This is a genomic window from Variovorax robiniae (genome assembly GCF_037889955.1).
In the GTDB taxonomy this organism is placed as follows: Bacteria; Pseudomonadota; Gammaproteobacteria; order Burkholderiales; family Burkholderiaceae_C; genus Variovorax; species Variovorax robiniae.
In genome coordinates this window covers 211,669-235,156 of the sequence record NZ_JBBKZS010000002.1, presented here as the reverse complement: position 1 = coordinate 235,156, position 23,488 = coordinate 211,669, and the positions used below count along the sequence as shown (strand labels likewise).

Genomic DNA, 23,488 nt, shown 5'->3' with positions numbered 1-23,488 from the left:
CGTCAGCTACGCCGCAGGCAAGGTGACCAGCGCAGCAGCCGGCAGGCTGGCAAACGCATCGCCGACGCGCACTGATCCGTCCGCGACCGCTAGGACTTCATCGGTCAGCACATTGCGAAAGCGCGTTCCCTCCGGCCAGCCTGGCAGCCTGACCACGGTGTCGCCCCAACTCGCGCTACCCAACGGCAGGCGTTGCTCGGTGGCGGCGGCTGCGTCCTCTTCCAACCCGGCGAACAAGCGCCCGGCAACAACCACCAGCGCCTGACCCCGGTGGTGCCGCGTGTAGGCCACGACGTGCTGCGCCTTCGCGCCCCGGGCGTGCAGCGCCGTGTAGGCACCCTCGCGGAAGAGCACGGGCATTTCCTTGCGCAAGCCCATCAGCCGCCAGGTCAGCCATAGCTTTGCGCGACCATCGTGCGGCGCCTCGGCGAGTCGGCGGACCATCGCCGCGACGCCGGGTTCGCGCGCCTGCGCCGCCAGTGCGGCCAGCCATTCGGATCGCAGCGCGTAGTCGACAGGCCGGCGGTTGTCCGGGTCGACCAGGCTCAGGTCCATCAGCTCGTTGCCCTGGTACAGGTCGGGCACGCCGGGCGACGTGTACTTGATCAGCGTCATCGACAGGCTGTTGAGCGCGCCGAACCAGGCGACCGTGGCGCTCATCGCCTGCAGGTCGGGCAGGAAGGCGTTGTCATCCGCCGGGGTCAGCAGGCGCTGCACGAAGCCGGTCAGCGCAGTTTCGTAGTCGGTGTTGGGATTGACCCAACTGGTGAACTCCTTCGACTCGCGCGCGGCCTTGAGCATGTAGCGTTCGATGCGGGCGATGTACGGCGCACGGGTGTCATCGTCGAGGCCGCCGGCCGGCAGTGTGCCGAGCAGGGTCTGGTAGAGCAGGTACTGGTGCGCCGCGCTTGGCAGGTCCGTGCCCTCGGGCGCCGCGTTCATCTCACGCCAGCGCCGCAGCGCCAAGCGCCAGGCCGCGGGGAATTCAGACAGCACGTTGATGCGGTTGCGCACGTCTTCCGAGCGCTTGTTGTCGTGCGTGGACGTGGCCAGCATGGTGTGCGGCCAGCGCTTCGAGCGGTCGGTGCTGGCCTCGTGGAAGGCCGGCACGGTCATGCCGAAATGCGCGGGTTCGCCGCCGACCTCGTTCAGTGAACTCAGCGGAAAGTAGCGGTAGAAGGCCGTGTCTTCCACGCCCTTGGCGGTGACGGGTGCGCTGAACTGCTGGAAGCGGATGGCGAAGCGCAGCACGCGCTCGCGCAGTTCGGCCGGCGCGCCGGCCACGGCCTCGCCCAGCAGCGTGCGGCGCACGAAGTCGAACACGGAGCCATCGGCCTCGGGGCTCTGCTGCAGTGCCTGTGCGACGGCCTGCTCGATGTAGTGGAAGTCCTGGGCCGAGGGCGCGTCGATGATGTACGTCCGATAGACCTGCAGGCAGGCCGCCACCTCGGCCAGCGCGCGGCGCAGCGTGTTGAGCGTGTAGTCGCGCGTGTGGCGGTCGGCGCGGGCGATGCGCAGCAGCTCGGTCGAGAGCACGTTGAGCTCCGACGACAGTGCGTTGCGCATGATGGCGTGCTTGCCGCGGAAGGCGAGCTGCGCGAAGGAGGCCTCGACATCGGTGAAGCTGCGCCAGATGCGCGTGAAGCGTTCCGCCGCCGCGGTGTCGACCAGCACGCCGTTGACCACCATCGCAAAGCGGTAGCCGGTGGTGCCGTGCACATGCCATTGCTCGGGCACTTCCTCGTGCGAGGCGGCGATCTTTTCCGCGACGACGTAGAGCGGACGTGCCGGCCTTCCGTCCGCGTCCGGGCCCGGCAATGCGAGGCCGGCACGCCGTGCAAAGCCGCGCTGCAGACGCTCGAAATACTGGGCCGGGTCGTAGAGGCCGTCCGGATGGTCGATGCGCAGGCCGTCGACCAGACCGGCCGCCGCCAGGTCGAGCGCCATGCCATGCGTGGCCTCGAACACCGGCTCGCGCTCGATGCGCAGGGCGGCCAGGTCATTGATGTCGAAGAAGCGGCGGTAGTTGATCTCGTCGGCCGCCACGCGCCAGTAGGCGAGGCGATAGGCCTGCGCGTCGAGCAGTTCGTGCAGGGCGTCGCGCTCGCTGGCGCTGTTGAACTCGGCGACGGCCGAGGCCATGGCATGCGCCACGCCGTGCTGGCGGGACACGAGGCGTGCGAGTCGGCTCTTGAGCACCTCCTTGTCGCGTGCGCGCTCGGCCACGGCTTCAGGACTGGTGGCGGTGCGCTCCGGCAGGTGGCCGAACGAGGCCGCGATGCTGGCCAGGCTGGCGCTGAGGTCGGCATCGTCGATGCGGGCCTCGGCGCGCTGCAGCACGCGCGGAAAGGTTTCCGGTGCGAGCGGGAAGCGGTGTTCGTTGTAGTGCAGCGCGAAGGTGCCTGCGTCTTCGTCGAACACCAGCACCAGTTCGCCGCGCGCCAGCACGTCGCCGTAGTGGTCGCCGAGCACGGGCAGCAGCACCTTGTCCTGCAGCTCGATGTTGAGCGGATGCCAGTCGATGTCGAAGTGCTGCGCGTAGAGCGACGACGGGCCGTTCTCCAGCACGTCGCTCCACCAGGCGTTGTCGGCCCCGAGCACGCCCATGTGGTTGGGCACCAGGTCCAGCAACTGGCCCATGCCATGCGACTTGAGCGCGGCGCTGAAGCGCTCGAAGCCTTCGCGACCACCCAGCTCCGGATTGATCTCGTCGTGCGCGACCACGTCGTAGCCGTGCATGCTGCCGGGCCGCGCGCGCTGGATCGGCGAGCAGTAGATGTGGCTGACGCCGAGCCGGGCCAGGTAGGGCAGCACGGCGATGGCGTCGTCGAAAGTGAAGTCCTTGTGGAACTGCAGGCGGTAGGTGGCGCGCGGGATCACCGCCACGGCGCCGCGCCGCGTACCGGCCTGCGGCACCGGATGCGGGCGGATGGCGGCGAGGGCCTCGCACAGTTGCAGCGTCGGCACGTCGGCGGCAAGCTGCGGCAGGTCGAGGCGCAGCTTGCGGCGCCAGTTGGGTTGCGAGTCGGTGGTGCCGGGCATGTTGGCCTGCTCCAGCATGCCGACGGTGTCTTCCAGCTGCACCATCATCACCTGCGACGGCGTGCTCGCGAGGTAGGCGTGGATGGCGGTGACGGTCGCGGTGGACAGCGTCTGCGCGCCGGTGGCCTCGACCACGGCATCGGCCGACAGCAGGCCGGCACGTTGTACCGCGAGCAGCAGGCGAACGCGCTCCTGCGCGCGGTCGAACAGTTGCTTCTCGAAGATGGCCTGGCTCGGGAACAGCCCCAGCGTCAGCCGCAGGCGCAGGTCGTGGCCGGCCCACCAGCCGGTGAGCGTGGCCAGGTCGTGCGTGCTGATCGCCACCAAGGCATGGCGCGGATATTCGGAAGGCGGCTTGAAGTCGCCCTCGTGGTTGCGCTCGAAGTACAGCAGGCGGTACGACAGCACCTGGAAGCGGGCCAGCGCGCCGTGCATCTCGTCGGCCACGGTGCCGAGGTCCTCGCCGATGATCATGCAGCGCTGGCGCTGGCTCTCGATGGCGACGATGGCCAGCATCTCGTGCAGCGCGTAGTGCACGTAGGCGCCATCCTGGGGCGTCTTCTCGGGCGGGATCCAGAACAGGCGCATGAGGCCCATCACATGGTCGATGCGCAGGGCGCCCGCGCCGCGCATGCTGCCGCGCAAGGTCTCGATGAAGAAGCGGTAGCCGGTGGTGCGCAGCCGGTCGGGACGCAGCGGCGGCAGGCCCCAGCCCTGGCCGTTGGGATTGAACTCGTCGGGCGGCGCGCCGACGCTGGCGCCGAGGGCAAACAGCTCACGCTCGCACCAGGCGTCGGAACCGGCGCGGTCGACCGACACGGCCAGGTCGAGGTAGAGGCCGACCGCCATGCCCAGGGCCTGGCATTGCTCGCGCACGTAGCCGAGTTGCCGCGCGGCCTGCCATTGCAGGTATTCGAAGTAGCCGATGCGCTCGACATGCGATTGGGCGAAGGCCGCGACCTCGGGCGTGTCGGGCGAGCGGAAGGCCTCGGGCCACACGGGCCAGCCCCAGGTGGCGGGATCGGCGCGATGGAAGTGCTCCTGCAGCGCCTCGAACAGCGCGTGCTTGCGCAGGGCATCGCCACGCTCGGCGCGGAAGGCATCGAAGGCCGCGGCGCCGGCCGTGGCGTTGGCGATGTGCTGCGTGCGGAAGTGCGTGTAGAGCAGTTCCAGCACCTCGAACTTGGCCGCCGCGACGCCGGGGTAGTCGACCAGTTCGGTGTCGCGCAGTGCCGCGAGGCGTGCCTGGAATTCCGGGGAGCGCACGCGCTGCTGCGCGGGCTCGCATTCGCGGAACTCGTCGATGGCCTCGACGTCGAGGTAGAGCACGTCGAGTTGCACGCGCGAGGACGGGCTGTAGGGACTCGCATGCGCCGGGTTGTGCGGGAACAGCGCATGCAAGGGATTGAGGCCCAGGATGCCGGCGCCGCGCTGTGCGGCCTGCTGCGCGAAGCGGGTCAGGTCGGTGAAATCGCCGACGCCCCAGTTGCGGTTGGAGCGCAGTGCATAGAGCTGCACCGCGGGGCCCCAGACGCGCACGTCCTCCTTCATGGCCGGCGGGTTGTAGCAATGCGGCGGTGCGCTGATGAGCAGGGTGTCGCCGGGCAGGTCGTCCAGCGTCAGGCGGTGGTAGCCCATCGGCAGCGCGAGCATGAAGGCGACGCGGCGCTCGCAATGGGGGACGCCACCGACATCGGTGCGCGCTTCCTCGTGGAAGTCGTGCAGGCGCGCATGGCCGCGGTGCCGCGTGCCGCCTTCTTCCACGATGGTCCAGTGCGCTTCGGCCAGGGCGGCGGGCACGCGCAGCGTGAGCGCCCAGTGCGACTGTCCCGCGTCGATGGCGGCGGCGGGCGGAAGCGCAAGTTTCCATGCGGCCGAGCGCAGTTCGATCAGGCTCTGTTGCAACGGAAGCGTGAGGTCGATCCCGAAGGTGCCGAGCAGCGCGCGCAGGTTGGCGGGCGCGATGACATGCCGGTGGCCGAAGATGTCGTGGTAGTCGGTGGCAATGCCGAAGTGGGCGCACAGGGCATGCAATGCCTCGTGTTCGCCGGGAGCCTCATCCATGGTTCATTTCCTGCAGCGTGACGCAGACCGCGCCAGGTGCCAAGCGTAGCGTTTCGTTGTGGCCGGACGGCACGAGGCCGGTGGCGTAGATGGTTTGTCCCAGGATGGGCTGGACGCCTGTCGCCGGCTTCTTGCCGAAGTTCGCCAGCATGCGCAGGCGGGCGCCGTTGAGCGACCAGTCGAGCCGAAGGATGTCGCCCTCGCACCAGTGCTGTCCGCCGCCGCGCTGCGTGGCCAGGTGCGGCACCACCATGCGCCGGCGGATCGCCAGCAACTCGGAGATGAAGGCGAGGAAGTCGCGATGCGGACCGTGCAGGCGCTCCTGCCAGTTCAGCTTCGATGCCTCGAAGGTCGAGGTCGCATTCGGGTCGGGGATGCGCGCGCGTGCGGCTTCGTCCGCGAAGGCCGCGAACTTACCGAACTCGGCGCGACGACCGGCCGACACCGCGGCCGCGAGCTCGTGGCCGAAGTCGCAGAAGTAGAGGAAGGGCGTCGAGGCCGCGTACTCCTCGCCCATGAACAGCATCGGCACATGCGGCGACAGCAGCAGGCAGGCATAGGCCGCACGCAGCAATGCGGGGTCGGCCAGGGCATCGATGCGGTCGCCGAAGGCGCGGTTGCCGACCTGGTCGTGGGTCTGCAGAAAGGACACGAAGGCGTTGGAGGGCAGGTGCGTGCTCGGCTCGCCACGCAGCTCGCCGCTTCGAAAGGCAGAAGCCTGGCCCTGGAACACGAAGCCCTCCGCGAGTGCGCGGCCGAAGTGGCCGAGGGGATTGTCGGCATAGTCGGCGTAGTAGCCGTCGGTGTCGCCGGTGACCAGCACATGGGCCGCATGGTGCAGGTCGTCGTTCCATTGCGCGGTGGCGGCCAGGGGCTTGCCCGCGGCATCGCGTGCCAGGTAGCGTGCGCCGTTGGCATCGTTCTCCAGCACGATGTGGACGTGGCGCTCGCGGCCCGGTCCATTGCGCAGCGCGCTGCAGATCTCCTCGACGATGTCGGGCCGGCTGTCGTCGCGGATCGCGTGGATGGCGTCCATGCGCAGGCCGTCGAAGCGGTATTCCTCGACCCAGAACAGCGCGTTGTGGACGAAGAAGTCGCGGACCGTGCGCGCCTGCTCTCCGTCGTAGTTGATCGCGGAGCCCCAGGGGGTCTGGTGCGCGGCGTTGAAGAAATGCGGGCTGCCCGCGTGCAGGTAGTTGCCCTCTGGGCCGAAGTGGTTGTAGACCACGTCCAGCAGCACCATCAGGCCGAGGTCGTGCGCGGCGTTGACGAAAGCCTTGAGGTCGTCGGGCGTGCCGTAGGAGGCATCGGGTGCGAACTGCAGCACGCCGTCGTAGCCCCAGCCCCGGTGACCTGGCGAGGCGGCGACCGGCATGATCTCGACCACGGTGATGCCGAGCGCGGCCAGGTCGATCAGGTGCTTGCGTGCCGCGGCGAAGGTGCCTTCGGGCGTGAAGGTGCCGATGTGCAGCTCGTAGATGATCGCCTCGGTCCAGGGGCGTCCGCGCCATGGGTCGTCGTGCCAGGCGTAGCTGCGCGGATCGACCACCTCGCTGGCACCGTGCACGTCGTCCGGGTTGCGGCGCGAGGCGGGGTCGGGCACGCGCGTGCCGTCGGGCAGGCAGAAGCGGTAACGGTCGCCGGCGCGGGCCTGCGCGACATCGAGGCGATGCCAGCCATGAGGCTTGCGCTTCATGACGATCGGCTTTTCGGTGCCGAGTTCGAGCGCGATGTGGGGGGCGTCGGGGGCCCAGTAGCTGAATCGCACGCCAGCATCGAGCACGGTGGCTCCGAAGGGCATGGCGTGGGCAACTTCCAATTCGAGATTCCGATTCAAAGTGGCGGCGGCGGATCGGCGGGGCGGCTCTGGATGAGCGGCCGGCCGCGCGGGCGCAGCGTGGTCACGTGGCTGGTCGCGGTGGCCTGCTCCGGGACGGGCGACGGCGCTTCGAAGGCATCTTCCGCTGCCTGCACCGGCACATCGCGCTTCGGTGTCGTCGTGGGCGCGGGTGGCACGACGCGGTCGCCTTGCGGCCACCATTGCGAGATGCGGTCCGCCGCCCAGTCCTTGCCGGCCAGGCCGAAGGCCAAGGCCAGCGCGAACACCACGCCCGCCAGGATCACCAGGAAGCTCTCGCGCACGATGTCGCCGCCCACCTTCACATGGTCCAGCGCGATCAGCACCACGAAGATCATGATCGCGTACCGCACCACCTTGCCGAAGAAGACGGCGTCCGCCAGCTTGTTGCCGCGGCCGTAGTGGATCACCGCATCGCCCACGAACTTCGCGAAGTAGGAGCCGAAGGCCAGCACCATCATCGCAACGAAGACGTTCGGCACGAACCACATCACGCGCCCGAGCAGGTCGGTGATGTAGGTCAAGCCCAGGCCATTGAAGGCGATGATCAGCGCGGCCAGCAGCACCATGCCGTAGGCCAGCAGGCCGATAAGGTCGCTGGTGTCCTTGTTGAGGCCACCCTGCTTCAGGAAGTTGTCCATGCCCGAGCGCTGCGTCAGCACGCCGAAGTTGGCCGCGCGCAACCCCTTCGTGACGGCGAAGCGCACCACCTTCGCGATGAGCCAGCCGGCCACGATGACCACGGCCGCGAAGAACAGCCGCGGCAGGTAGGCGCCGATCTGGAACAGGAAGGCACGCAGCGGCTCGAGGCTGATGTCAAACTGGTTCATTGCGCAACTCCTCTTGCGATGTCGGTGGCGTTCGTCCCGGCGAGCGATTGCAGGCCCTGCATCGGCACCTGCACCCAGTCGACGCGGTTGTTCAACTCATAGCGAAGCTCGTACATGGCCTTGTCGATCTCGAACAGCGACAGCAGGTCGGTCTCAGGCGGCGGTGCATTGGCCGCGGCCAGCGTGTCGACATAGCCACCGAGGAAGGCCTTGCGCACCTGCTGCTCCCAGTCGGCGGCGGTCACGTCGAGGCGCGCCAGTTCTTCCGGGTTCTGCGCGTTGCGCTTGAGCGCGGACCAGCGGGCGTAGTTGAAGGAACGCAGCATGCCGGCCACGTCGCGCAGCGGGGAGGTCTTGGCACGTCGTTCCTCGAAGCTGCGCGCCGGCTCGCCCTCGAAGTCGATGATGACGAAATCGTTGCGCGAGACCAAGACCTGTCCCAGGTGGTAGTCGCCGTGGAAGCGCGACTTGAAGGCGGCCGGTCCGGCGGACTCAACAGGAAAGGATTCGATGCGTTGCAGCAGCGCCGCCTCGCGCGCCAGCAATCGTGACGCATCCTGCTGCACTTCCGGTGGCAGGCCGTGCATGCGCTCGCGCAGCATGTCGAAGCTGCGGCGCGCCTCGGCGGCGGAACCGTCGCGGAAGGCGGTGCGATCCGCGGCCGCCAGCGGCTCGGGGTCGAAGGCCGGATCGCCTTGGGAGCGGGCGAAGGCCAGGTGCAATTCGGCCGTGCGTTGGCCCAGCACGCGCATCAGCTTGAGGAAGGCGCCATGGTCCACGAGCGCGCCGCCTTCGGGCAGATCGCGCTGCGCCGACAGCGCGCGGTCCAGGTAGTCCAGCGTGTAGTCCCAGGCATCGCCCTGGTTCGGCACATAGGCCTGCAGCAGCGCGAGCGTCATCACCTTGCCGTCCTTGCCGTGGTACTCGATGGCGCCGGCGACAGGAACGCAGTTGGCGAATCGCGCCACCTGAGTGAGGTAGCGGCCCACGTCGAGTTCCGGGTTCACGCCCTCATGCAGGTGCCGATAGCCCTTGAGGAACAACTGGTCGCCCAGCGTGATGACGGTGTTGCTGCTCGCGGCACTGGGCTTGCTGACATCGAGCGCGTCGATGTCCTCGTCCGTCACGTCGACCAGGGCGCCGGTCGAGGTGAAGCGGATCTCGCCCTGCTGTGCAGGCAGCACCAAACCTTGCGCAATTCCAAGCACCACCGCGCGGCAGAAGGACTCGTCATAGAAGGCGTCGCCCATCAGGCCCACCTCGGCCTGCTGGCGCACCTTGGCAATGACGGCCTGCGTGAGCTGCTTCATGCGCTCCTCGTCGTGGTCTTCCCAGGCCAGGGCGAGCGGCATGAAGTAGGTCGAGCGGGCGTCCTCGGTCTGCACGTCGAGCAGCGGCAGCATCCAGCGCATGCGGCCGCGCTCCCACACCGCATGCTCGCCAATGGTGGTGCGCACGATGGCGCTGCCCTTGGATGCGTACCAGCGCTGCGCCTCGATGTGGCGCGCGAACAGGTCGGCCTCGACCTGCTCGCGCAAACGGTCGGCCATGGCCATGCGCCACGGCATCACGCGCTCGCGGAACAGGCTGGTCCAGCCGTCGAAGAGCACCAGCGTGGGCCGGTCGCGCAGGCCCACTTCCTCCTGGTGCCACACCGGCATCGGTGCATCGGTGGTGAGCTTGAACCAGTAGAAGCCGTACGAGGGCATCGTCAGCAGGTACGGCAGCTCGCCGATGGGCGGGAAGGTCGTGCGCCCGAGCATCTCCACCGGCACGCGCGTCTTGTAGGCCGACAGGTCCAGCTCCACCGGCTGCGCCGCGCGCGAGAGGTTGAACACCTGGAGGATCACGTCGTCCTCGAACAGGCTCAGGTAGGCCAGTACCTTGCGGTTGCCGGGCCTGAGGAACACCTTCTTGCCGCGGCCGAAGGCGCTGCTGGTCTTGCGCACGGCCAGCATGCGGCGCGTCCAGTGCAGGAGCGAACTGTTGTCGCGCAACTGGGCCTCGACGTTCACCGACTCGTAGCCGTACATCGGGTCCATGATCGGTTGCAGGTAGAGCCGCTGCGGGTCGGCGCGCGAGAAGCCGGCGTTGCGGTCGGGCGCCCATTGCATCGGCGTGCGCACGCCGTTGCGGTCGCCGACGAAGACGTTGTCGCCCATGCCGATCTCGTCGCCGTAGTAGATGATCGGCGAGCCCGGCATCGACAGCAGCATGCCGTTCATGAGCTTGATGCGGTCCTTGTCGTTGTCCATCAGCGGCGACAGGCGCCGGCGGATGCCGAGGTTGATGCGCGCTCGCTTGTCGGCCGCATAGGTGGTGTACATGTAGTCGCGCTCGCGGCTGGTCACCATCTCCAGCGTGAGCTCGTCATGGTTGCGCAGGAACACGGCCCACTGGCAGCCCTCGGGGATGTCGGGTGTCTGCTGCATGATCTCGACGATCGGGTCGCGGTCTTCCTGCGCGATCGACATGTACATGCGCGGCATCAACGGGAAGTGATACGCCATGTGGCATTCGTCGCCATTGCCGAAGTATTCGCGCACGTCTTCCGGCCACATGTTGGCCTCGGCCAGCAGGAAGCGGTTCTTGTATTCGGCGTCGATGGCGGCGCGGATCTTCTTGATGACGGCATGCGTCTCGGGCAGGTTCTCGTTGCTGGTGCCGTCGCGCTCGACCAGGTACGGAATCGCATCGAGCCGGAAGCCGTCCACGCCCATGTCGAGCCAGAAGCGCATGGTCTTGAAGATGGCTTCCAGCACGGCCGGGTTGTCGAAGTTGAGGTCCGGCTGGTGGCTGAAGAAACGGTGCCAGAAGTATTGCTTGGCCACCGGGTCCCAGGTCCAGTTGGAAGTCTCGGTGTCGGTGAAGATGATCCGCGTACCCTGGTAGATCTGGTCGGTGTCGCTCCACACGTAGAAGTTGCGCTCAGGCGAGCCGGGCGGCGCGTTGCGCGCGGCCTGGAACCACGGATGCGCGTCGGAGGTGTGGTTGATGACCAGCTCGGTGATCACGCGCAGGCCGCGCTTGTGGGCCTCGTCGAGCATCTCCTTGAAGTCGGCCAGCGTGCCGTACTGCGGATTCACGTCCTCGTATTCGGCGATGTCGTAGCCGTCGTCGCGCAGGGGCGAGGGATAGAAGGGCATCAGCCAGATCGTGTTGACGCCGAGGTCCTTCACGTAGTCGAGCTTGGCCGTCACGCCCTTGAAGTCGCCCATGCCGTCGCCGTCGGTGTCGAAGAAGGCCTTGACGTTGAGCTGGTAGATCACCGCGTCGCGGTACCACTGCGCGTCGCCGGCGAGGTCGACTTCGGGGGTTTCCAGGGCGATGGCGGGGACGTTGGCGTTCATGTTCTTCTTGGCCCTACAGGTAGTAGTCGAAGTCTTGCTCGCTGCGCGTGCGGCGGCGCACGACCATGATGTGCGCGGGCGTGTGGTGCGGGTCGAGCCGCACGTAGTGCCAGTCGCCCTGCCACTGGTAGCGCTCGTCGCTGAGCAGATCATGCATCTGCCAGGTGCCGCCCGGGTCCACGCCGATCGAATGCGGCTCGAGTCCGATCCAGCCGTACTGCGCGTTGTGCGGGTCGAGGTTGACCACGGTGACGATGATGTTCTGTCCGTCCTCGGACTGCTTGGCATAGGCCAGCAACTGGTCGTTCTCCACCGCCAGGAAGCGCAGGCTGCGGTTGAATTGCAAGGCGACGTTGTCCCGGCGGATGCGGTTCACGCGCTCGATCAGGGGCGCGATGCTGTCGGGCTGGTCATGGTCCCAGGCTCGGATCTGGTACTTCTCGGAGTCCAGGTATTCCTCGCTGCTCGGTCCGCGCGGCAGGTGCTCCAGCAATTCGTAGGCGGGGCCGTAGATGCCGTAGCTCGCGGCCAGCGTGGCGGCCAGCACCAGGCGCAGCCGGAACATGCCGGGACCGCCGGTCTGCAGTTGCTCGTGCAGGATGTCCGGCGTGTTGGGCCAGACGTTGGGGCGGAAGTATTCGTAGCCCGGGCCCTGCGTGAGTTCGGTGAAGTACTTGGTCAGTTCTTCCTTGGTGTTGCGCCAGGTGAAGTAGGTGTAGGACTGCGAATAGCCGAGCTTGGCCAGCCGGTGCATCACCTTGGGCCGCGTGAAGGCCTCGGCCAGGAAGATCACGCCGGGATGCTCGCGCTTGATCTGCGTGATGCACCACTCCCAGAACGGAAAGGCCTTGGTGTGCGGGTTGTCGACGCGGAAGACTTTCACGCCTTCGTGGATCCAGTGGTCGAACACGCTCTTGAGCTCGACCCACAGGCCCTGCCAGTCGTCGCATTCGAAGTTGAAGGGATAGATGTCCTGGTACTTCTTCGGCGGGTTCTCCGCATATTGCACGGTGCCGTCCGGCCGCCAGCGGAACCAGCCGGGATGCGCCTTGACGTAGGGATGGTCGGGCGCGCACTGGAAGGCGATGTCGAGTGCGATGTCGATGCCGTGGCCGGCTGCGGCAGCGACGAGGTGGCGGAAATCTTCGGCCGTACCCAACTCGGGCAGGATCGACTTGTGCCCGCCCTCGGCCGCGCCGATGGCCCAGGGGCTGCCCACGTCGCCGGGCTCGGTCACGAGCGTGTTGTTCTTGCCCTTGCGATCGATGCGGCCGATGGGATGGATCGGCGGCATGTAGAGCACGTCGAAGCCCATCTTCGCGATGGCGGGCAGGCGGCTCTCGACATCGCGCAGCGTGCCGTGCGTGCCCGGTGCGCCGGTGGAGCGCGGGAACAGTTCGTACCAGGTGCTGAAGCGGGCACGCACACGGTCGACGATGAGCGGCAACTCCGCGGAGGTGGTCTGGAAGCGCCGGTCCGGGTAGCGGCCGGCCAGTTCGGCCAAGTCCCGGTCGAGCGCCTGCGCCTTCAACGCCGTGCCGTCGATGTTGCGGTCCGCTGCATCATGGTCGAGCGACTGGGCCCACTGGGTCAATGCCTGCCGGTCCGCACCCGTGGCGCGGCTCGATGCTGCAGCTACCTCGATGGCGCCGACCTGCACCGCGACGCGGATGTCCTCTTCATCGACGCGGCGCGTGAGTTCATGCCGCCATGACGCAAAGGAGTCGACCCAGGCCACCACGCCGTAGCTGTAGCGGCCGGGTGTTGGCGGCGTGAACTCGGCCTCCCAGATGTCGTTGTTGAGCAGCACCATCGGCACTTCATGCGTGGCGCCGCCGTCGGCGCGCCACAGCAGCAGCACGCGCAGCACGTCGTGCCCGTCGGCGAAGCAATGTGCCTTCACCTCCAGTTTTTCGCCGGCAGTGCGCTTGACGGCAAAGCGTCCGCCGTCGACCACCGGCAACACCGCGTCGATGACCGCGCGCGCATGGCCGTCGTCAGGCATGCCTGGCAGCGTGGGCGTCAGAAGAACGGGTGTGTGCATCTCAGTCATTGGCGGCAGGCCTCAGGATGAGTGTGGACAACGGCGGCAGCGTCAGGGTCAGCGAATAGGGCTGGTGGCCTTCAGGGAGCGGTGCAGCCTGCACGCTGCCCAGGTTGCCCCAGCCCGCACCACCGAACTCCTTCGCATCGCTGTTGAGCAATTCGCGCCAGACACCACCCGTGGGCACGCCCACGCAACGGTTTGTACGCGGCATCGGGGTCAGATTGCAAGCGATGAGCAACGGCGCACCGCCCAGAAGCGGCTTGCGCAGGAAAACGAACACGCTGGTCTCAGCCTCGTCGGCCTGCAGCCATTCGAAGCCGTCGGGCGAAAAGTCGAGCTGATGCAGGGCCGGCTCCTCGCGCAGCACGCGGTTGAGTTGCCGCACATAAGCCTGCAGGCCCGCATGCTCGGCCAGCTCCGTCACCCACCATTCCAGCTCGCCGTCATGCGTCCATTCACGCCGCTGGCCGAACTCGCCGCCCATGAACAGCAGCTTCTTGCCGGGATGCGTCCACATGTAGCCGAACAGCGCGCGCAGGTTGGCGAACTGCTGCCAGCTGTCGCCCGGCATCTTGTTGAGGAGCGAGCCCTTGCCGTGGACCACTTCGTCATGCGAGAGCGCGAGCACGAAGTTCTCGCTGAAGGCATAGATCAGCGAGAAGGTCAGCTGGTTGTGATGGTGCTTGCGGTGGATCGGGTCCTTGGCAAAGTACTTCAGCGTGTCATGCATCCAGCCCATGTTCCATTTCATGCCGAAGCCGAGCCCGCCCATGTCGACCGGCCGCGTGACCAGCGGCCAGGAGGTGGACTCCTCGGCGATGGGCACGGTGTCGGGCTGCTCGCGGTAGATGGCCTGGTTGAGGTCTTGCAGGAACTCGATGGCTTCGAGGTTCTCGCGACCGCCGTGCTTGTTGGGAATCCATTCGCCATGCTTGCGCGCATAGTCGAGGTAGAGCATCGAGGCCACAGCATCCACGCGCAGTCCATCGAGGTGGTAGTGCTCCAGCCAGAACAGCGCCGACGAGATCAGGAAGCTGCGCACCTCGTTGCGGCTGTAGTTGAAGATGCTCGAGTTCCACTCCGGATGAAAGCCTTGCCTTGGGTCGGCGTGCTCGAACAGGTGCGTGCCGTCGAAGTAGCCGAGTCCGTGTTCGTCAGTGGGGAAGTGCGAGGGCACCCAGTCCAGCAGCACGCCGATGCCACGCTGGTGCAGGTGGTCGACGAAGGCCATGAAGTCCTGCGGCGTGCCGTAGCGCGCGGTCGGTGCGAAGTAGCCCGTGGTCTGGTAGCCCCAGGAGCCGTAGAACGGGTGCTCGGTGACGGGCATCAGCTCGACGTGCGTGAAGCCCATATCGGTCACGTACTCGGCCAGGCGGTGCGCGATTTCCTGGTACCCGAGCATCTGGCCGTCACGGCGTTTCCACGAGCCGAGGTGCACCTCGTACACGGACATTGGCGCATCGAGCGCATTGCAGGCGCCGCGCGTGGCCATCCAGTTGCCGTCATGCCATTCATGGTCCAGCGACCACACGCGCGAGCCCGTGGCCGGCGGCGCTTCGCTGCAGAAGGCGAAGGGGTCGGCCTTGTCCACGACGTAGCCGTTGAAGCGCGAGAAGATGCGGTACTTGTAGACCTGTCCCTGCGTGGTCTTGGGTGCGATGGCTTCCCAGATGCCGCTGCCGTCGGGCCGCGGATGCATGCGAAGGGCCGTCTCGTCCCAGCCATTGAAGTCGCCGATGACCGACACGGCCTCTGCGTTGGGCGCCCACACGGCGAAGGTGGCACCACTGCCATCCGCATGCACGTGGCAACCGAGGTTGTCATGCATGCGGGCATGGGTGCCTTCGCGAAAGAGCCAGCTGTCTTGCTCGCCGAAATGCTGATGATGGATTTGCACTGTGTTCCCTGTGACCGGACGGATTGATTCGTCCTTGGGCTTGCGAGCGATTCATTGAAACGCAGGCCCTCGAAGGGCGCAAGGCGCGTCTGCGACTTGTTGTGTCAGACGTTGACTACAGGCGGATCAACGAATGATTTCGGCGGCCGCGTGGATCGTCTCGCGCACCCGCGGATAGATCTGCGTGTTCCATCGACTGCCGCTGAACACGCCGTAGTGGCCCACGCCGGCTTGGAGGTGGTGTGCCTTCAGGTAGGGCCGGATGCCGCTGCACAGGTCCTGCGCGGCCACGGTCTGGCCCACGGAGCAGATGTCGTCGCGCTCGCCCTCGACGGTGAGCAATGCGGTGCGTCGGATGGCTGCGGGATTGATCGTGCGCTCGCCCACCGTGAGCACCCCACGCGGCAGGTCATAGGTCTGGAAGATGCGCTCGACCGTCTCCAGGTAGAACTCGGCCGGCAGGTCGTTCACCGCAAGGTACTCGTCGTAGAACTCGCGGATGTTGTTGGCCTGCGCCATGCGGCCTTCCACGAGGTGCGCGTAGAGGTCGCGGAACTGCTTCTTGTGCCGGTCCATGTTCATGCTCATGAAGGCGCTCAGCTGCAGGAAGCCGGGGTAGACCTTGCGCCCCGCGCCCGCATGCGGCCAAGGCACGCGGCTGATCAGGTTGCGCTTGAACCAGCCGATCGGCCGCTCCGTCGCCAGTTCGTTCACCCGGGTCGGGTTGATGCGGCAATCGACCGGGCCGGCCATCAGCGTCAGGCTGCGCGGCGTGGCGGGATGGTCGTCCTCCGACATCAAGGCCGTTGCGGCAATCGCGGCCACGCAGGGCTGGCACACCGCCACCAGGTGCACACCGGGGCCGATGGCGGCCATGAAATCGATCAGCGTCGTGGTGTATTCGTCGAGGCCGAATTGGCCTTGCCACAGCGGCACGTCCCGCGCGTTGTGCCAATCGGTCACATAGACGTCGTGGTCGCGCAACAGCGTGCGCACGGTTTCGCGCAGCAGCGTCGCGAAGTGGCCCGACAGTGGTGCGGCCAGCAGCACCGGTGGATGCACCGCCTTGGTGTCCTTGCGGAAATGGAGCAGGGTGCCGAAGGGCGCCTTCAGGATGGGCTCCTCGTGCACCGCCGATTCCTCGCCGTCGACCATCACAGTGTCGATACCCCAACGTGGCCGCGTGTGAGTAAGCCGCATGCGCGAGAACACCTCCATCTGCGCCGAGATCTGCCGCACCGCGGTGCGCTCGGAGCCTTCGCTCCACAACGAGGCCCCCAGGAACTGCGCACCGAGCCGCAGCGGAGACAGCATGTCGGTGTGGTTTTGGTAGGCCCGGTAAAGCATGGGAGCCTGAAGGCAAGTTGCGGGCCAAGCAGCGTATCGACCGAAGTGTGTGGCATGGGCCTTGCACGGCCACAGGCCGGAGACCGGCACCACCACAGCCCCAGGAGCATCCCGATGTCCAAACCCGTCCTCACGATCAGCAGCAAGAACTACGGCGCCTGGGCCTTGCGCGGCTGGCTCATGTGCCGGCTGGCCGGTCTCGATTTCGTCGAAAAGGTCATCCCGCCCGACGACCCGGCGATGAAGGCCGAGATGCTGCTGCTCTCCTCATCGATGCTGGTGCCCTCGCTGCAGCACGAAGGGCTCAAGGTGTGGGACACGCTGGCCATCGGCGAATACCTGCACGAGATCAAGCCCAGGGCCGGCCTGCTGCCCACCGATGTCAAGGCCCGCGCCCATTGCCGCGCCATCTGCGGCGAAATGCATTCGGGCTTCGCCAGCATGCGCGGCGCGCTGCCGATGAACGTCAAGGCCCGCTTTCCCAACTTCAAGATCTGGTCGCGCGCGCAGGGCGACATCGACCGCATCGTGGAGATCTGGAAGGAGTGCCTGGCGAAATACGGCGGGCCGTATCTTTTCGGCAAGAAGCCCGGGCTGGCGGATGCGATGTATGCGCCGGTGGTCACGCGCTTCGTCACCTACGACGTGAAGCTGCCACCGGCCTGCGCGGCCTACGTCAAGCACATGATGGCGTTGCCGGAGATGCAGGAGTGGATCGCCGCGGCAAGGGAGGAGCCGGAGGCCATCGACGAGCTGGAAGCGGAGTTCTAGCCCACCGGGGTCCGATCTATCGCGACAACGCGGCCCTTTCGTCGTCTTCCGCCGCAACCGTCCGGATGTGCGGATACGAGGTGTCCGCGCGCTGCGCCTTGACTTGGGTGATGTCACGTTGCCGGCGATTCTCGAGTTCCTTTGCTTCGGCGTCCCGGCGCGACGTCTCGACCAGGTGCGCCTCGATCATCCGCTGGTGCTGGGCTTCCGCGAGCGCCTGCTGCCGCGCGCTTTCACGGGCCCTGACCACGGCGGCCTCGGCGGCGGCCCGGTCGCGCTGGTGCTCTAGGTACCACGCGCCGCCGCCAATGACGGCCAGCAACAGGGCGAAGAGCATGATCGTGCGCGCCCATCGGGATGGCGCCTTGCCCTCGGGATAGCGGATCTCGACCCAGGAGGAAACAACGGGCGCCGACGACACGGCCTGCGCCAGCTTGCGGTCATGCGCGGCACGCATGTCGGGGTTGTGAAGCACCTTGTAGGCTTCCATGACATCCGCCAGTTGCGCGCCTGCGCTCGCATCCGAACGGAGGCGCTCACGCGTGAATGTCGCCAGCGCCTTGTTGAACGCGCGTTCGATCTCCCAAGGCTGCGCGTTGCCCTGGACGCCCAGAACGCGGTATGCAGATCTCATCACTTCCCCCTGCGGGCAAGGACGGTCCCGGCGACCTGCCGCGACATCGATCCGCACCCTGTATCTTATGTATCGCGATGTTACGCGTCGTCCAGGGAGACTGCAATTAGGACGGAGGGCCACACGCCGGCATGGCCGCCGGCGAACCAAGTCGAAAGTCCTAATCGGAGGACTTGTCCATCGTGACGAAATAAGAAGCGACGACAACACCCACGCTCACGAGACAAGCAATGGCGATCGGCATGGTGAACCCTCTCTAATGTTTGACGGAAATTAACATTTTAGGGGTAAACCCTAGAGGCGCCGACGAGGGGAATGGACTTGGGCGCTGGCGTTCGGACACGGGTAGAGAGATACTGTGAATACATCCAGTATTTCAGCCATGACCGAGACCTTCATTCCCGTCCATGCCCTCAAGGGCCGCGGCGCGGCGACGCGCATACCGCATCGCTTCGAGAAGAATGCGCGCGACGCGTACGACGACGGCTGGGGCACGCTGGAGGAAGGTGCTTCGGAAGAAAGATCCGCGCCGCAGACCGAGGTCCGCTTCGAGGATGCCAAATCCGTGATCGGCGAAAACGATTCGCCCGACGTTCCCTTCGACCGCTCGCTCAATCCGTACCGCGGATGCGAGCACGGCTGCATCTACTGCTTCGCGCGGCCGACGCACAGCTATCTCAACCTGTCGCCGGGCCTGGACTTCGAGACCAAGCTCATCGCCAAGCGCAACGTCGCCGAAGTGCTGCGCGCCGAACTCGGCAAGAAGAACTACCGGCCCAGCCAGATCGCGATCGGCACCGCCACCGATTGCTACCAGCCGATCGAGCGCGAATTGCGCCTGACGCGCTCCGTCATCGAGGTGATGAACGAAACGCGCCACCCCTTCGCGATCGTCACCAAGTCGAGCGCCATCGAGCACGACCTGGACCTCATCGCGCCGATGGCGGCGAAGCGTCTGGCTGCCGTCTACATCACCCTGACGACGCTCGACGGCGATCTCGCGCGCAAGCTGGAGCCGCGCGCCGCCGCGCCGCACCGTCGGCTGCGCACCATCCGCACGCTGGTCGATGCGGGCGTGCCGGTCGGCGTGAGCGTCTCGCCGCAGATTCCCTTCGTCAACGAGGACATGGAGAAGGTGCTCGAAGCCGCCTGGGAGGCCGGCGCACGGCGCGCGTTCTACAACGTGATCCGATTGCCTTGGGAGGTCGCGCCACTGTTCAAGGAGTGGCTCGAACTGCACTACCCGCAGCGCGCGGGCCGCATCATGGCGCGCATCCGCGACATGCGCGGCGGCAAGGACTACGACGCCGACTTCGCCACGCGCATGAAGGGCAGCGGCCTGTGGGCCGAACTGATCCGCCAGCGCTTCGAGAAGGCGACCCAGCGCATCGGCTTCAACCGCGAGCGCATTCCCATGGACTTGGAGGCCTTCCGCCCGCCTGGGGCTCTGGGGCAGGGGAGCCTGTTCTGATATTCACAGCACAAACGGGATGAAGCGCCGCGTCCCGCGCATGTACGCCCGGTAGGCCTCGCCGAAGTGCTGCAGGCACTCCTTCTCGTCCCGCAGGGCGGTGATGAACAGCAGCACCGTCGCGGCCAGCACCAGCACCAGTCCGAACCACGAGAACTGCTTGAGGAAGGCGCCCCAGGCCAGGAAGATCAGCGCGGCATACATCGGGTGGCGGATGTAGCGGAAGGCGCCGCTGGTGACCAGGGTGCTGGTCTTCTCGAAGCCGAGCAGGGCCTCGTCCTTGCGCTCCTCCGTCGGCTGGCCAACGCGCTTGAGCAGGCGCACCGCATGCACCGGCAACCATGCGGAGGCGACCAGCAAGACCCACGACAACAGTTGATGCGGTGCCAGCGGATCGTCGCCCCAGACCGGCAGGTTCAGCAGCACCAGCAGCAGGATGCATTCCCAGGCGAAGAAGCGATAGAAGCCGTGCGATCCGGGTTGCCGCAGCGCCCCGCGTGAGACGTGCAGCAGCGCGGCCGATCCGGCGAGGAAGGCCGCTACAAAGGCGGGAGAGAGGAGCATGGCGCCGAATCTACACGCGCCGTCGAGAGGGCAGCAGCGCACCGCAGTGTCGCGCCCTGTGGACGCCACAGAGATTTCACAATGTCACATCCCCTACACTCGGAAGTCCTCCCCGCCTCTTGCCCTTGTGACTTCCCTTCCGCTGAGCGCGACCGCGCCACCCAAGCGTGTGCTCGCCATTCGTTATTCCCAGACGGGGCAACTCGACGCCGTTGCAGACCAGATCCTCCAGCCTCTGCAGGCGGATCCCGGCATCCAGGTGCACGTGGAGACGCTGCAGCCCTTGCAGCCGCTGCCGTTTCCCTGGCCCATCCTGGCCTTTTTCGACGCCTTCCCAGAGACGGCGCACATGCGCCCGCCACCGCTCGCGCCCCTGTCGCTGACGGGGGACGAGGCGTTCGACCTGGTCATCCTCCCATGGCAGGTCTGGTTCCTGGCGCCGTCGCAGCCCATCACCGCCTTCCTGCAGCATCCGGTGGCGGCGCGCCTGCTGAAGGGCAAGCCGGTGGTCACGGTGATCGCCTGCCGCAACATGTGGCTCACGGCGCACGAGAAGCTCAAGACGCTGCTGGCCGCAACCGGCGCGCGGCTGATCGACAACGTGGTGCTGACCGACCCCGGTCCCACCCTGGCCACCTTCATCACCACCCCGGCCTGGCTGCTGTTCGGCCGCAAGCGCGGCTTCTGGGGCATGCCGGACGCGGGCCTCACGCAAGCACAGATCACCGGCGCACGCCGCTTCGGCCTCGCGCTGCGCGACGGCCTGCATGGCGACGCCGAAAAAGGCACGCAACCGTTGCTGGCCGGCCTGGGCGCCGTGGTGGCCGAACCCAGGCTCTACGTCAGCGAGAAGGCCGGCACGCGCAGCTTCTTCCTCTGGGGCAAGCTGATCATGGCGGTGGGGCGGCCCGGCAGCGTGCAGCGCCGGCCGCTGGTGCTGGCCTATGTGCTGTTCCTGTTCGCGCTCATCGTCACACTTGTGCCCGTGAGCCTGGGCCTGCAGGCCTTGCTGCGACCGCTCTTCAGGGGGCAACTGACTAAAATCAAGACCCGCTTTGAGCTGCCCTCGGGCTCGGCCACAGACCGATGCCACCGTTATGACAGTTGATGTATTCCTGACGCGTTCCGCAGCTTATTTGCCCTTCTCGCCGGTCTCCAACGACGAAATCGAAGATGTCCTTGGCCGCATCGGCGGCAAGGATTCGCGCGCGCGCCGCCTGATCCTGCGCAGCAACGGCATCCAGTCGCGCCACTACGCCATCGATCGCGCCACCGGCAAGGTGGCCATGACCAACGCCCAGCTCACCGCCAATGCCGTTCGCGCATTGGGCGAGGACATCGGCCCGGTGGATTGCCTGGCCACCGGCACCACCTTGCCCGACCAGCTCATCCCCAATCACGCGGTGATGGTGCATGGCGAACTGGGCTGGCCGCGTCTTGAAGCGGTGTCCTGCGCGGGCGTCTGCCTGTCCGGCACGGCGGCGCTGAAGCATGCCTGGCTGTCGGTGCGGGCTGGCGATGCGCGGCGCGCCGTGGCCACCGGCTCGGAACTGGTGTCGCCGCTGCTCATGGCCGCGAACTTCGAGGCCGAGCTCGCGCACAAGGTGCAACTGCTCGAAGAGCGGCCCGAGATCGCCTTCGAGAAGGACTTCCTGCGCTGGATGCTGTCCGACGGCGCGGGCGCCGTGCTGCTGGAACGCGAACCGCGCGGGCCCTTGTCGCTGCGCGTCGACTGGATCGAACTGTCTTCCGCCGCGAATGAACTGCCCGTGTGCATGTACGCCGGCGCCGACCGCGATGCCGGCGGCGCGCTGCAAGGCTGGATGCAGACGCCGTCCCAACAATGGCATGCGCAGTCCATCTTCTCCATCAAGCAGGACGTGCGCCTGCTCAACGAGAACATCGTGCGCGCCACCATCGAGGAACCCTTGCGCGACATCATCGCGCGGCGTGGCCTCAAGGTGGAGGAGATCGACTGGTTCCTGCCGCACATGTCCTCGCACTTCTTTGCGCAACCCATCGAGCAGTGCCTGCGGGAAGTGGACCTGCCGATCCCGTGCGAGCGCTGGTTCAGCAACCTCAGGCAGATGGGCAACACCGGCGCTGCCTCGCCCTTCATCATGCTGGATGCGCTGTTCAAGTCCGGCCGCGTGCGCAAGGGCCACAAGCTGCTGATGTTCGTGCCGGAGAGCGGTCGCTTCTCCAGTGGCTTCGTCCACCTGGAAGCCGTGTAGCGATGGACATCGACGCCGTCCCGCAAGAGGGCAATGCGACGCTCAACGGGCATCGCAAGCTCATGTACGCGCGCGACGCCAGCGGTCATACGGTCACCGTCGGCTCGCGTGGCTGGGAGGCGGAGGAGATCGTCACCACGCATGCAGTGGACGCGCTGGTCGCGCAGGCGGAGGATGCGCGTGCGCGCGTGCTCGCGGGCGCGGCGGCCCCGCTGGAGTTCTGGATGTACGAGCGCCGCATGGACGTGGCGCTGTTGTCGCAGACCAGCGGCTTCTGGCAATGGCGCGTGCGGCGCCATCTGCAACCCACTCATTTTGCGGCGCTGTCGCCATCGCAACTGGCGCGCTATGCCGATGCGCTGGGTCTTTCGGTCGAAGCCTTGAAGCGCCTGCCATGAAGTTCGAACACCGGCATGCCGCGCACTGCGAAAGCGGCGTCATCTCCAACATGCTGCGCCACCATGGCGTGCCGATGACGGAGAGCCTCGCCTTCGGGCTCGCGTCGGCGCTGACCTTCGCGTACTTCCCGTTCATCAAGCTGTCGGGGCTGCCGCTCATCTCCTACCGCATGCCGCCGAAGTCCATCATCAAGGGCATGCTGGCGCCGCTGGCCGCGCGCTTCCAGTTCGAGACCTTCGGCAGTCCGCAAGCCGGACAGGCGCGCCTCGATGCGCTGCTGGCCGAGGGCCAACTCGTCGGCGTGCAGACTTCGGTCTACTGGCTGCCGTACTTTCCGCCGCAGATGCGCTTCCACTTCAACGCGCACAACCTGCTGGTGTACGGCAAGGACGGCGACGACTACCTGGTCAGCGATCCGGTGTTCGAGACGCCGATGCGTTGTGCCACTGCGGACATGGCGCGTGCGCGCTTCGCCAAGGGCGTGCTGGCGCCGAAGGGGTTGCTGTACTACCCGCAGAAGATCGAGCGCAAGACCATCGAGCCGCAGGCCATCGTCAAGGCCATCCGCAAGACCGTGCGCACCATGCAGGCGCCGGTGCCGCTGATCGGCGTGCGGGGCATGCGGACGCTGGCGAAGAAGCTGGCGAGTCTGCCTGCGGGCGAAGCGCACACGGTCGACTACATCGGCCACATGGTCCGCATGCAGGAGGAGATCGGTACTGGCGGCGCAGGCTTCCGCTTCATCTACGCGGCCTTCCTGGAAGAGGCGGCGCAGATCGCATCGATGCCCCAGCTGATCGAGTTCTCCAATCGGATGACCGAGATCGGCGACGGCTGGCGACGCTTCGCGCTCAAGGCGGCGCGCATGGTCAAGGGGCGCGAGCCGGTCGACCCGCTCGCGCTGGCTGGCCTGCTGCGCGGCCAAGCCGACCAGGAAGAAGTCTTTTTTCGCGACCTGAAGCGCGCCGTCGCTTAATACC

General features: G+C 66.8%; 15 protein-coding genes. 6 read left to right on the top strand and 9 right to left on the bottom strand.

What is annotated here, in order from left to right:
- Positions 1–6: 6 nt before the first annotated feature.
- The 7 genes from WKW79_RS05265 to WKW79_RS05235 all read right to left on the bottom strand — a co-directional run bounded on the left by WKW79_RS05265 (position 7) and on the right by WKW79_RS05235 (position 16,435).
- Positions 7–5,106, bottom strand: a complete 5,100-nt coding sequence (locus WKW79_RS05265; RefSeq protein ID WP_340334061.1) for a malto-oligosyltrehalose synthase — start codon at positions 5,104–5,106, stop codon at positions 7–9.
- Complete coding sequence (treZ, locus tag WKW79_RS05260) at positions 5,099–6,907, bottom strand: malto-oligosyltrehalose trehalohydrolase (protein WP_340334060.1); 1,809 nt, start codon at positions 6,905–6,907, stop codon at positions 5,099–5,101. The genes WKW79_RS05265 and treZ overlap by 8 nt, the downstream gene beginning before the upstream one ends.
- Before the next feature lie 32 nt (positions 6,908–6,939).
- A complete protein-coding gene (locus WKW79_RS05255; RefSeq protein ID WP_340334059.1) occupies positions 6,940–7,794 on the bottom strand; it encodes a mechanosensitive ion channel family protein in 855 nt (284 codons plus the stop codon).
- Complete coding sequence (gene treS, locus WKW79_RS05250; RefSeq protein WP_340334058.1) at positions 7,791–11,144, bottom strand: maltose alpha-D-glucosyltransferase; 3,354 nt, start codon at positions 11,142–11,144, stop codon at positions 7,791–7,793. The genes WKW79_RS05255 and treS overlap by 4 nt, the downstream gene beginning before the upstream one ends.
- A gap of 13 nt (positions 11,145–11,157) precedes the next feature.
- Positions 11,158–13,197 carry an alpha-1,4-glucan--maltose-1-phosphate maltosyltransferase gene (locus tag WKW79_RS05245; RefSeq protein WP_422823818.1) on the bottom strand — a complete coding sequence of 680 codons (2,040 nt, stop codon included), beginning with the start codon at positions 13,195–13,197 and terminating at the stop codon, positions 11,158–11,160.
- Positions 13,190–15,088: a 1,4-alpha-glucan branching protein GlgB gene (gene glgB / locus WKW79_RS05240; protein ID WP_340334057.1), complete on the bottom strand. Its 1,899-nt coding sequence runs from the start codon at positions 15,086–15,088 to the stop codon at positions 13,190–13,192. The genes WKW79_RS05245 and glgB overlap by 8 nt, the downstream gene beginning before the upstream one ends.
- A 126-nt stretch (positions 15,089–15,214) precedes the next feature.
- Positions 15,215–16,435 (bottom strand): polyhydroxyalkanoate depolymerase, encoded by a 1,221-nt coding sequence (locus WKW79_RS05235; protein WP_340334056.1) that lies wholly within the window; start codon positions 16,433–16,435, stop codon positions 15,215–15,217.
- 114 nt (positions 16,436–16,549) lie between these two features.
- On the opposite strand from WKW79_RS05235, the gene WKW79_RS05230 reads away from it, so the two are divergent.
- Positions 16,550–17,206 carry a glutathione S-transferase gene (locus WKW79_RS05230; protein ID WP_340334055.1) on the top strand — a complete coding sequence of 219 codons (657 nt, stop codon included), beginning with the start codon at positions 16,550–16,552 and terminating at the stop codon, positions 17,204–17,206.
- A 16-nt stretch (positions 17,207–17,222) separates the two neighbouring features.
- On the opposite strand, the gene WKW79_RS05225 is transcribed toward WKW79_RS05230, so the two are convergent.
- Entirely contained in the window at positions 17,223–17,897 is a 675-nt protein-coding gene (locus tag WKW79_RS05225) for a hypothetical protein (protein WP_340334054.1), read from the bottom strand.
- 325 nt (positions 17,898–18,222) lie between these two features.
- Here WKW79_RS05225 and WKW79_RS05220 point away from each other — a divergent pair, with 325 nt between their 5' ends.
- Positions 18,223–19,311 carry a PA0069 family radical SAM protein gene (locus WKW79_RS05220; RefSeq protein WP_340334053.1) on the top strand — a complete coding sequence of 363 codons (1,089 nt, stop codon included), beginning with the start codon at positions 18,223–18,225 and terminating at the stop codon, positions 19,309–19,311.
- 3 nt (positions 19,312–19,314) lie between these two features.
- On the opposite strand, the gene WKW79_RS05215 is transcribed toward WKW79_RS05220, so the two are convergent.
- Positions 19,315–19,875 carry a methyltransferase family protein gene (locus tag WKW79_RS05215; protein WP_340334052.1) on the bottom strand — a complete coding sequence of 187 codons (561 nt, stop codon included), beginning with the start codon at positions 19,873–19,875 and terminating at the stop codon, positions 19,315–19,317.
- 127 nt (positions 19,876–20,002) lie between these two features.
- Here WKW79_RS05215 and WKW79_RS05210 point away from each other — a divergent pair, with 127 nt between their 5' ends.
- Genes WKW79_RS05210 through darH form a run of 4 tightly spaced genes read left to right on the top strand, consistent with a single transcriptional unit; the run spans position 20,003 to position 23,484 of the window.
- Positions 20,003–20,983 carry a dialkylrecorsinol condensing enzyme gene (locus WKW79_RS05210; protein WP_340334051.1) on the top strand — a complete coding sequence of 327 codons (981 nt, stop codon included), beginning with the start codon at positions 20,003–20,005 and terminating at the stop codon, positions 20,981–20,983.
- Positions 20,973–22,109 (top strand): beta-ketoacyl-ACP synthase III, encoded by a 1,137-nt coding sequence (locus WKW79_RS05205; protein ID WP_340334050.1) that lies wholly within the window; start codon positions 20,973–20,975, stop codon positions 22,107–22,109. The genes WKW79_RS05210 and WKW79_RS05205 overlap by 11 nt, the downstream gene beginning before the upstream one ends.
- Before the next feature lie 2 nt (positions 22,110–22,111).
- A complete protein-coding gene (locus WKW79_RS05200; protein WP_340334049.1) occupies positions 22,112–22,507 on the top strand; it encodes a DarG family dialkylresorcinol biosynthesis protein in 396 nt (131 codons plus the stop codon).
- Positions 22,504–23,484 carry a BtrH-related acyltransferase DarH gene (gene darH / locus WKW79_RS05195; RefSeq protein WP_340334048.1) on the top strand — a complete coding sequence of 327 codons (981 nt, stop codon included), beginning with the start codon at positions 22,504–22,506 and terminating at the stop codon, positions 23,482–23,484. Before WKW79_RS05200 ends, darH begins: the two co-directional genes overlap by 4 nt.
- Positions 23,485–23,488: the final 4 nt, after the last annotated feature.

Bases quoted from the DNA above. Each gene is read 5' to 3' on its own strand.
- WKW79_RS05265 (WP_340334061.1), bottom strand. From the start codon at position 5,106: ATGGATGAGGCTCCCGGCGAACACGAGGCATTGCATGCCCTGTGCGCC.
- treZ (WP_340334060.1), bottom strand. From the start codon at position 6,907: ATGCCCTTCGGAGCCACCGTGCTCGATGCTGGCGTGCGATTCAGCTAC.
- WKW79_RS05255 (WP_340334059.1), bottom strand. From the start codon at position 7,794: ATGAACCAGTTTGACATCAGCCTCGAGCCGCTGCGTGCCTTCCTGTTC.
- treS (WP_340334058.1), bottom strand. From the start codon at position 11,144: ATGAACGCCAACGTCCCCGCCATCGCCCTGGAAACCCCCGAAGTCGAC.
- WKW79_RS05245 (WP_422823818.1), bottom strand. From the start codon at position 13,197: ATGACTGAGATGCACACACCCGTTCTTCTGACGCCCACGCTGCCAGGC.
- WKW79_RS05235 (WP_340334056.1), bottom strand. From the start codon at position 16,435: ATGCTTTACCGGGCCTACCAAAACCACACCGACATGCTGTCTCCGCTG.
- WKW79_RS05230 (WP_340334055.1), top strand. From the start codon at position 16,550: ATGTCCAAACCCGTCCTCACGATCAGCAGCAAGAACTACGGCGCCTGG.
- WKW79_RS05220 (WP_340334053.1), top strand. From the start codon at position 18,223: ATGACCGAGACCTTCATTCCCGTCCATGCCCTCAAGGGCCGCGGCGCG.
- WKW79_RS05215 (WP_340334052.1), bottom strand. From the start codon at position 19,875: ATGCTCCTCTCTCCCGCCTTTGTAGCGGCCTTCCTCGCCGGATCGGCC.
- WKW79_RS05205 (WP_340334050.1), top strand. From the start codon at position 20,973: ATGACAGTTGATGTATTCCTGACGCGTTCCGCAGCTTATTTGCCCTTC.
- WKW79_RS05200 (WP_340334049.1), top strand. From the start codon at position 22,112: ATGGACATCGACGCCGTCCCGCAAGAGGGCAATGCGACGCTCAACGGG.
- darH (WP_340334048.1), top strand. From the start codon at position 22,504: ATGAAGTTCGAACACCGGCATGCCGCGCACTGCGAAAGCGGCGTCATC.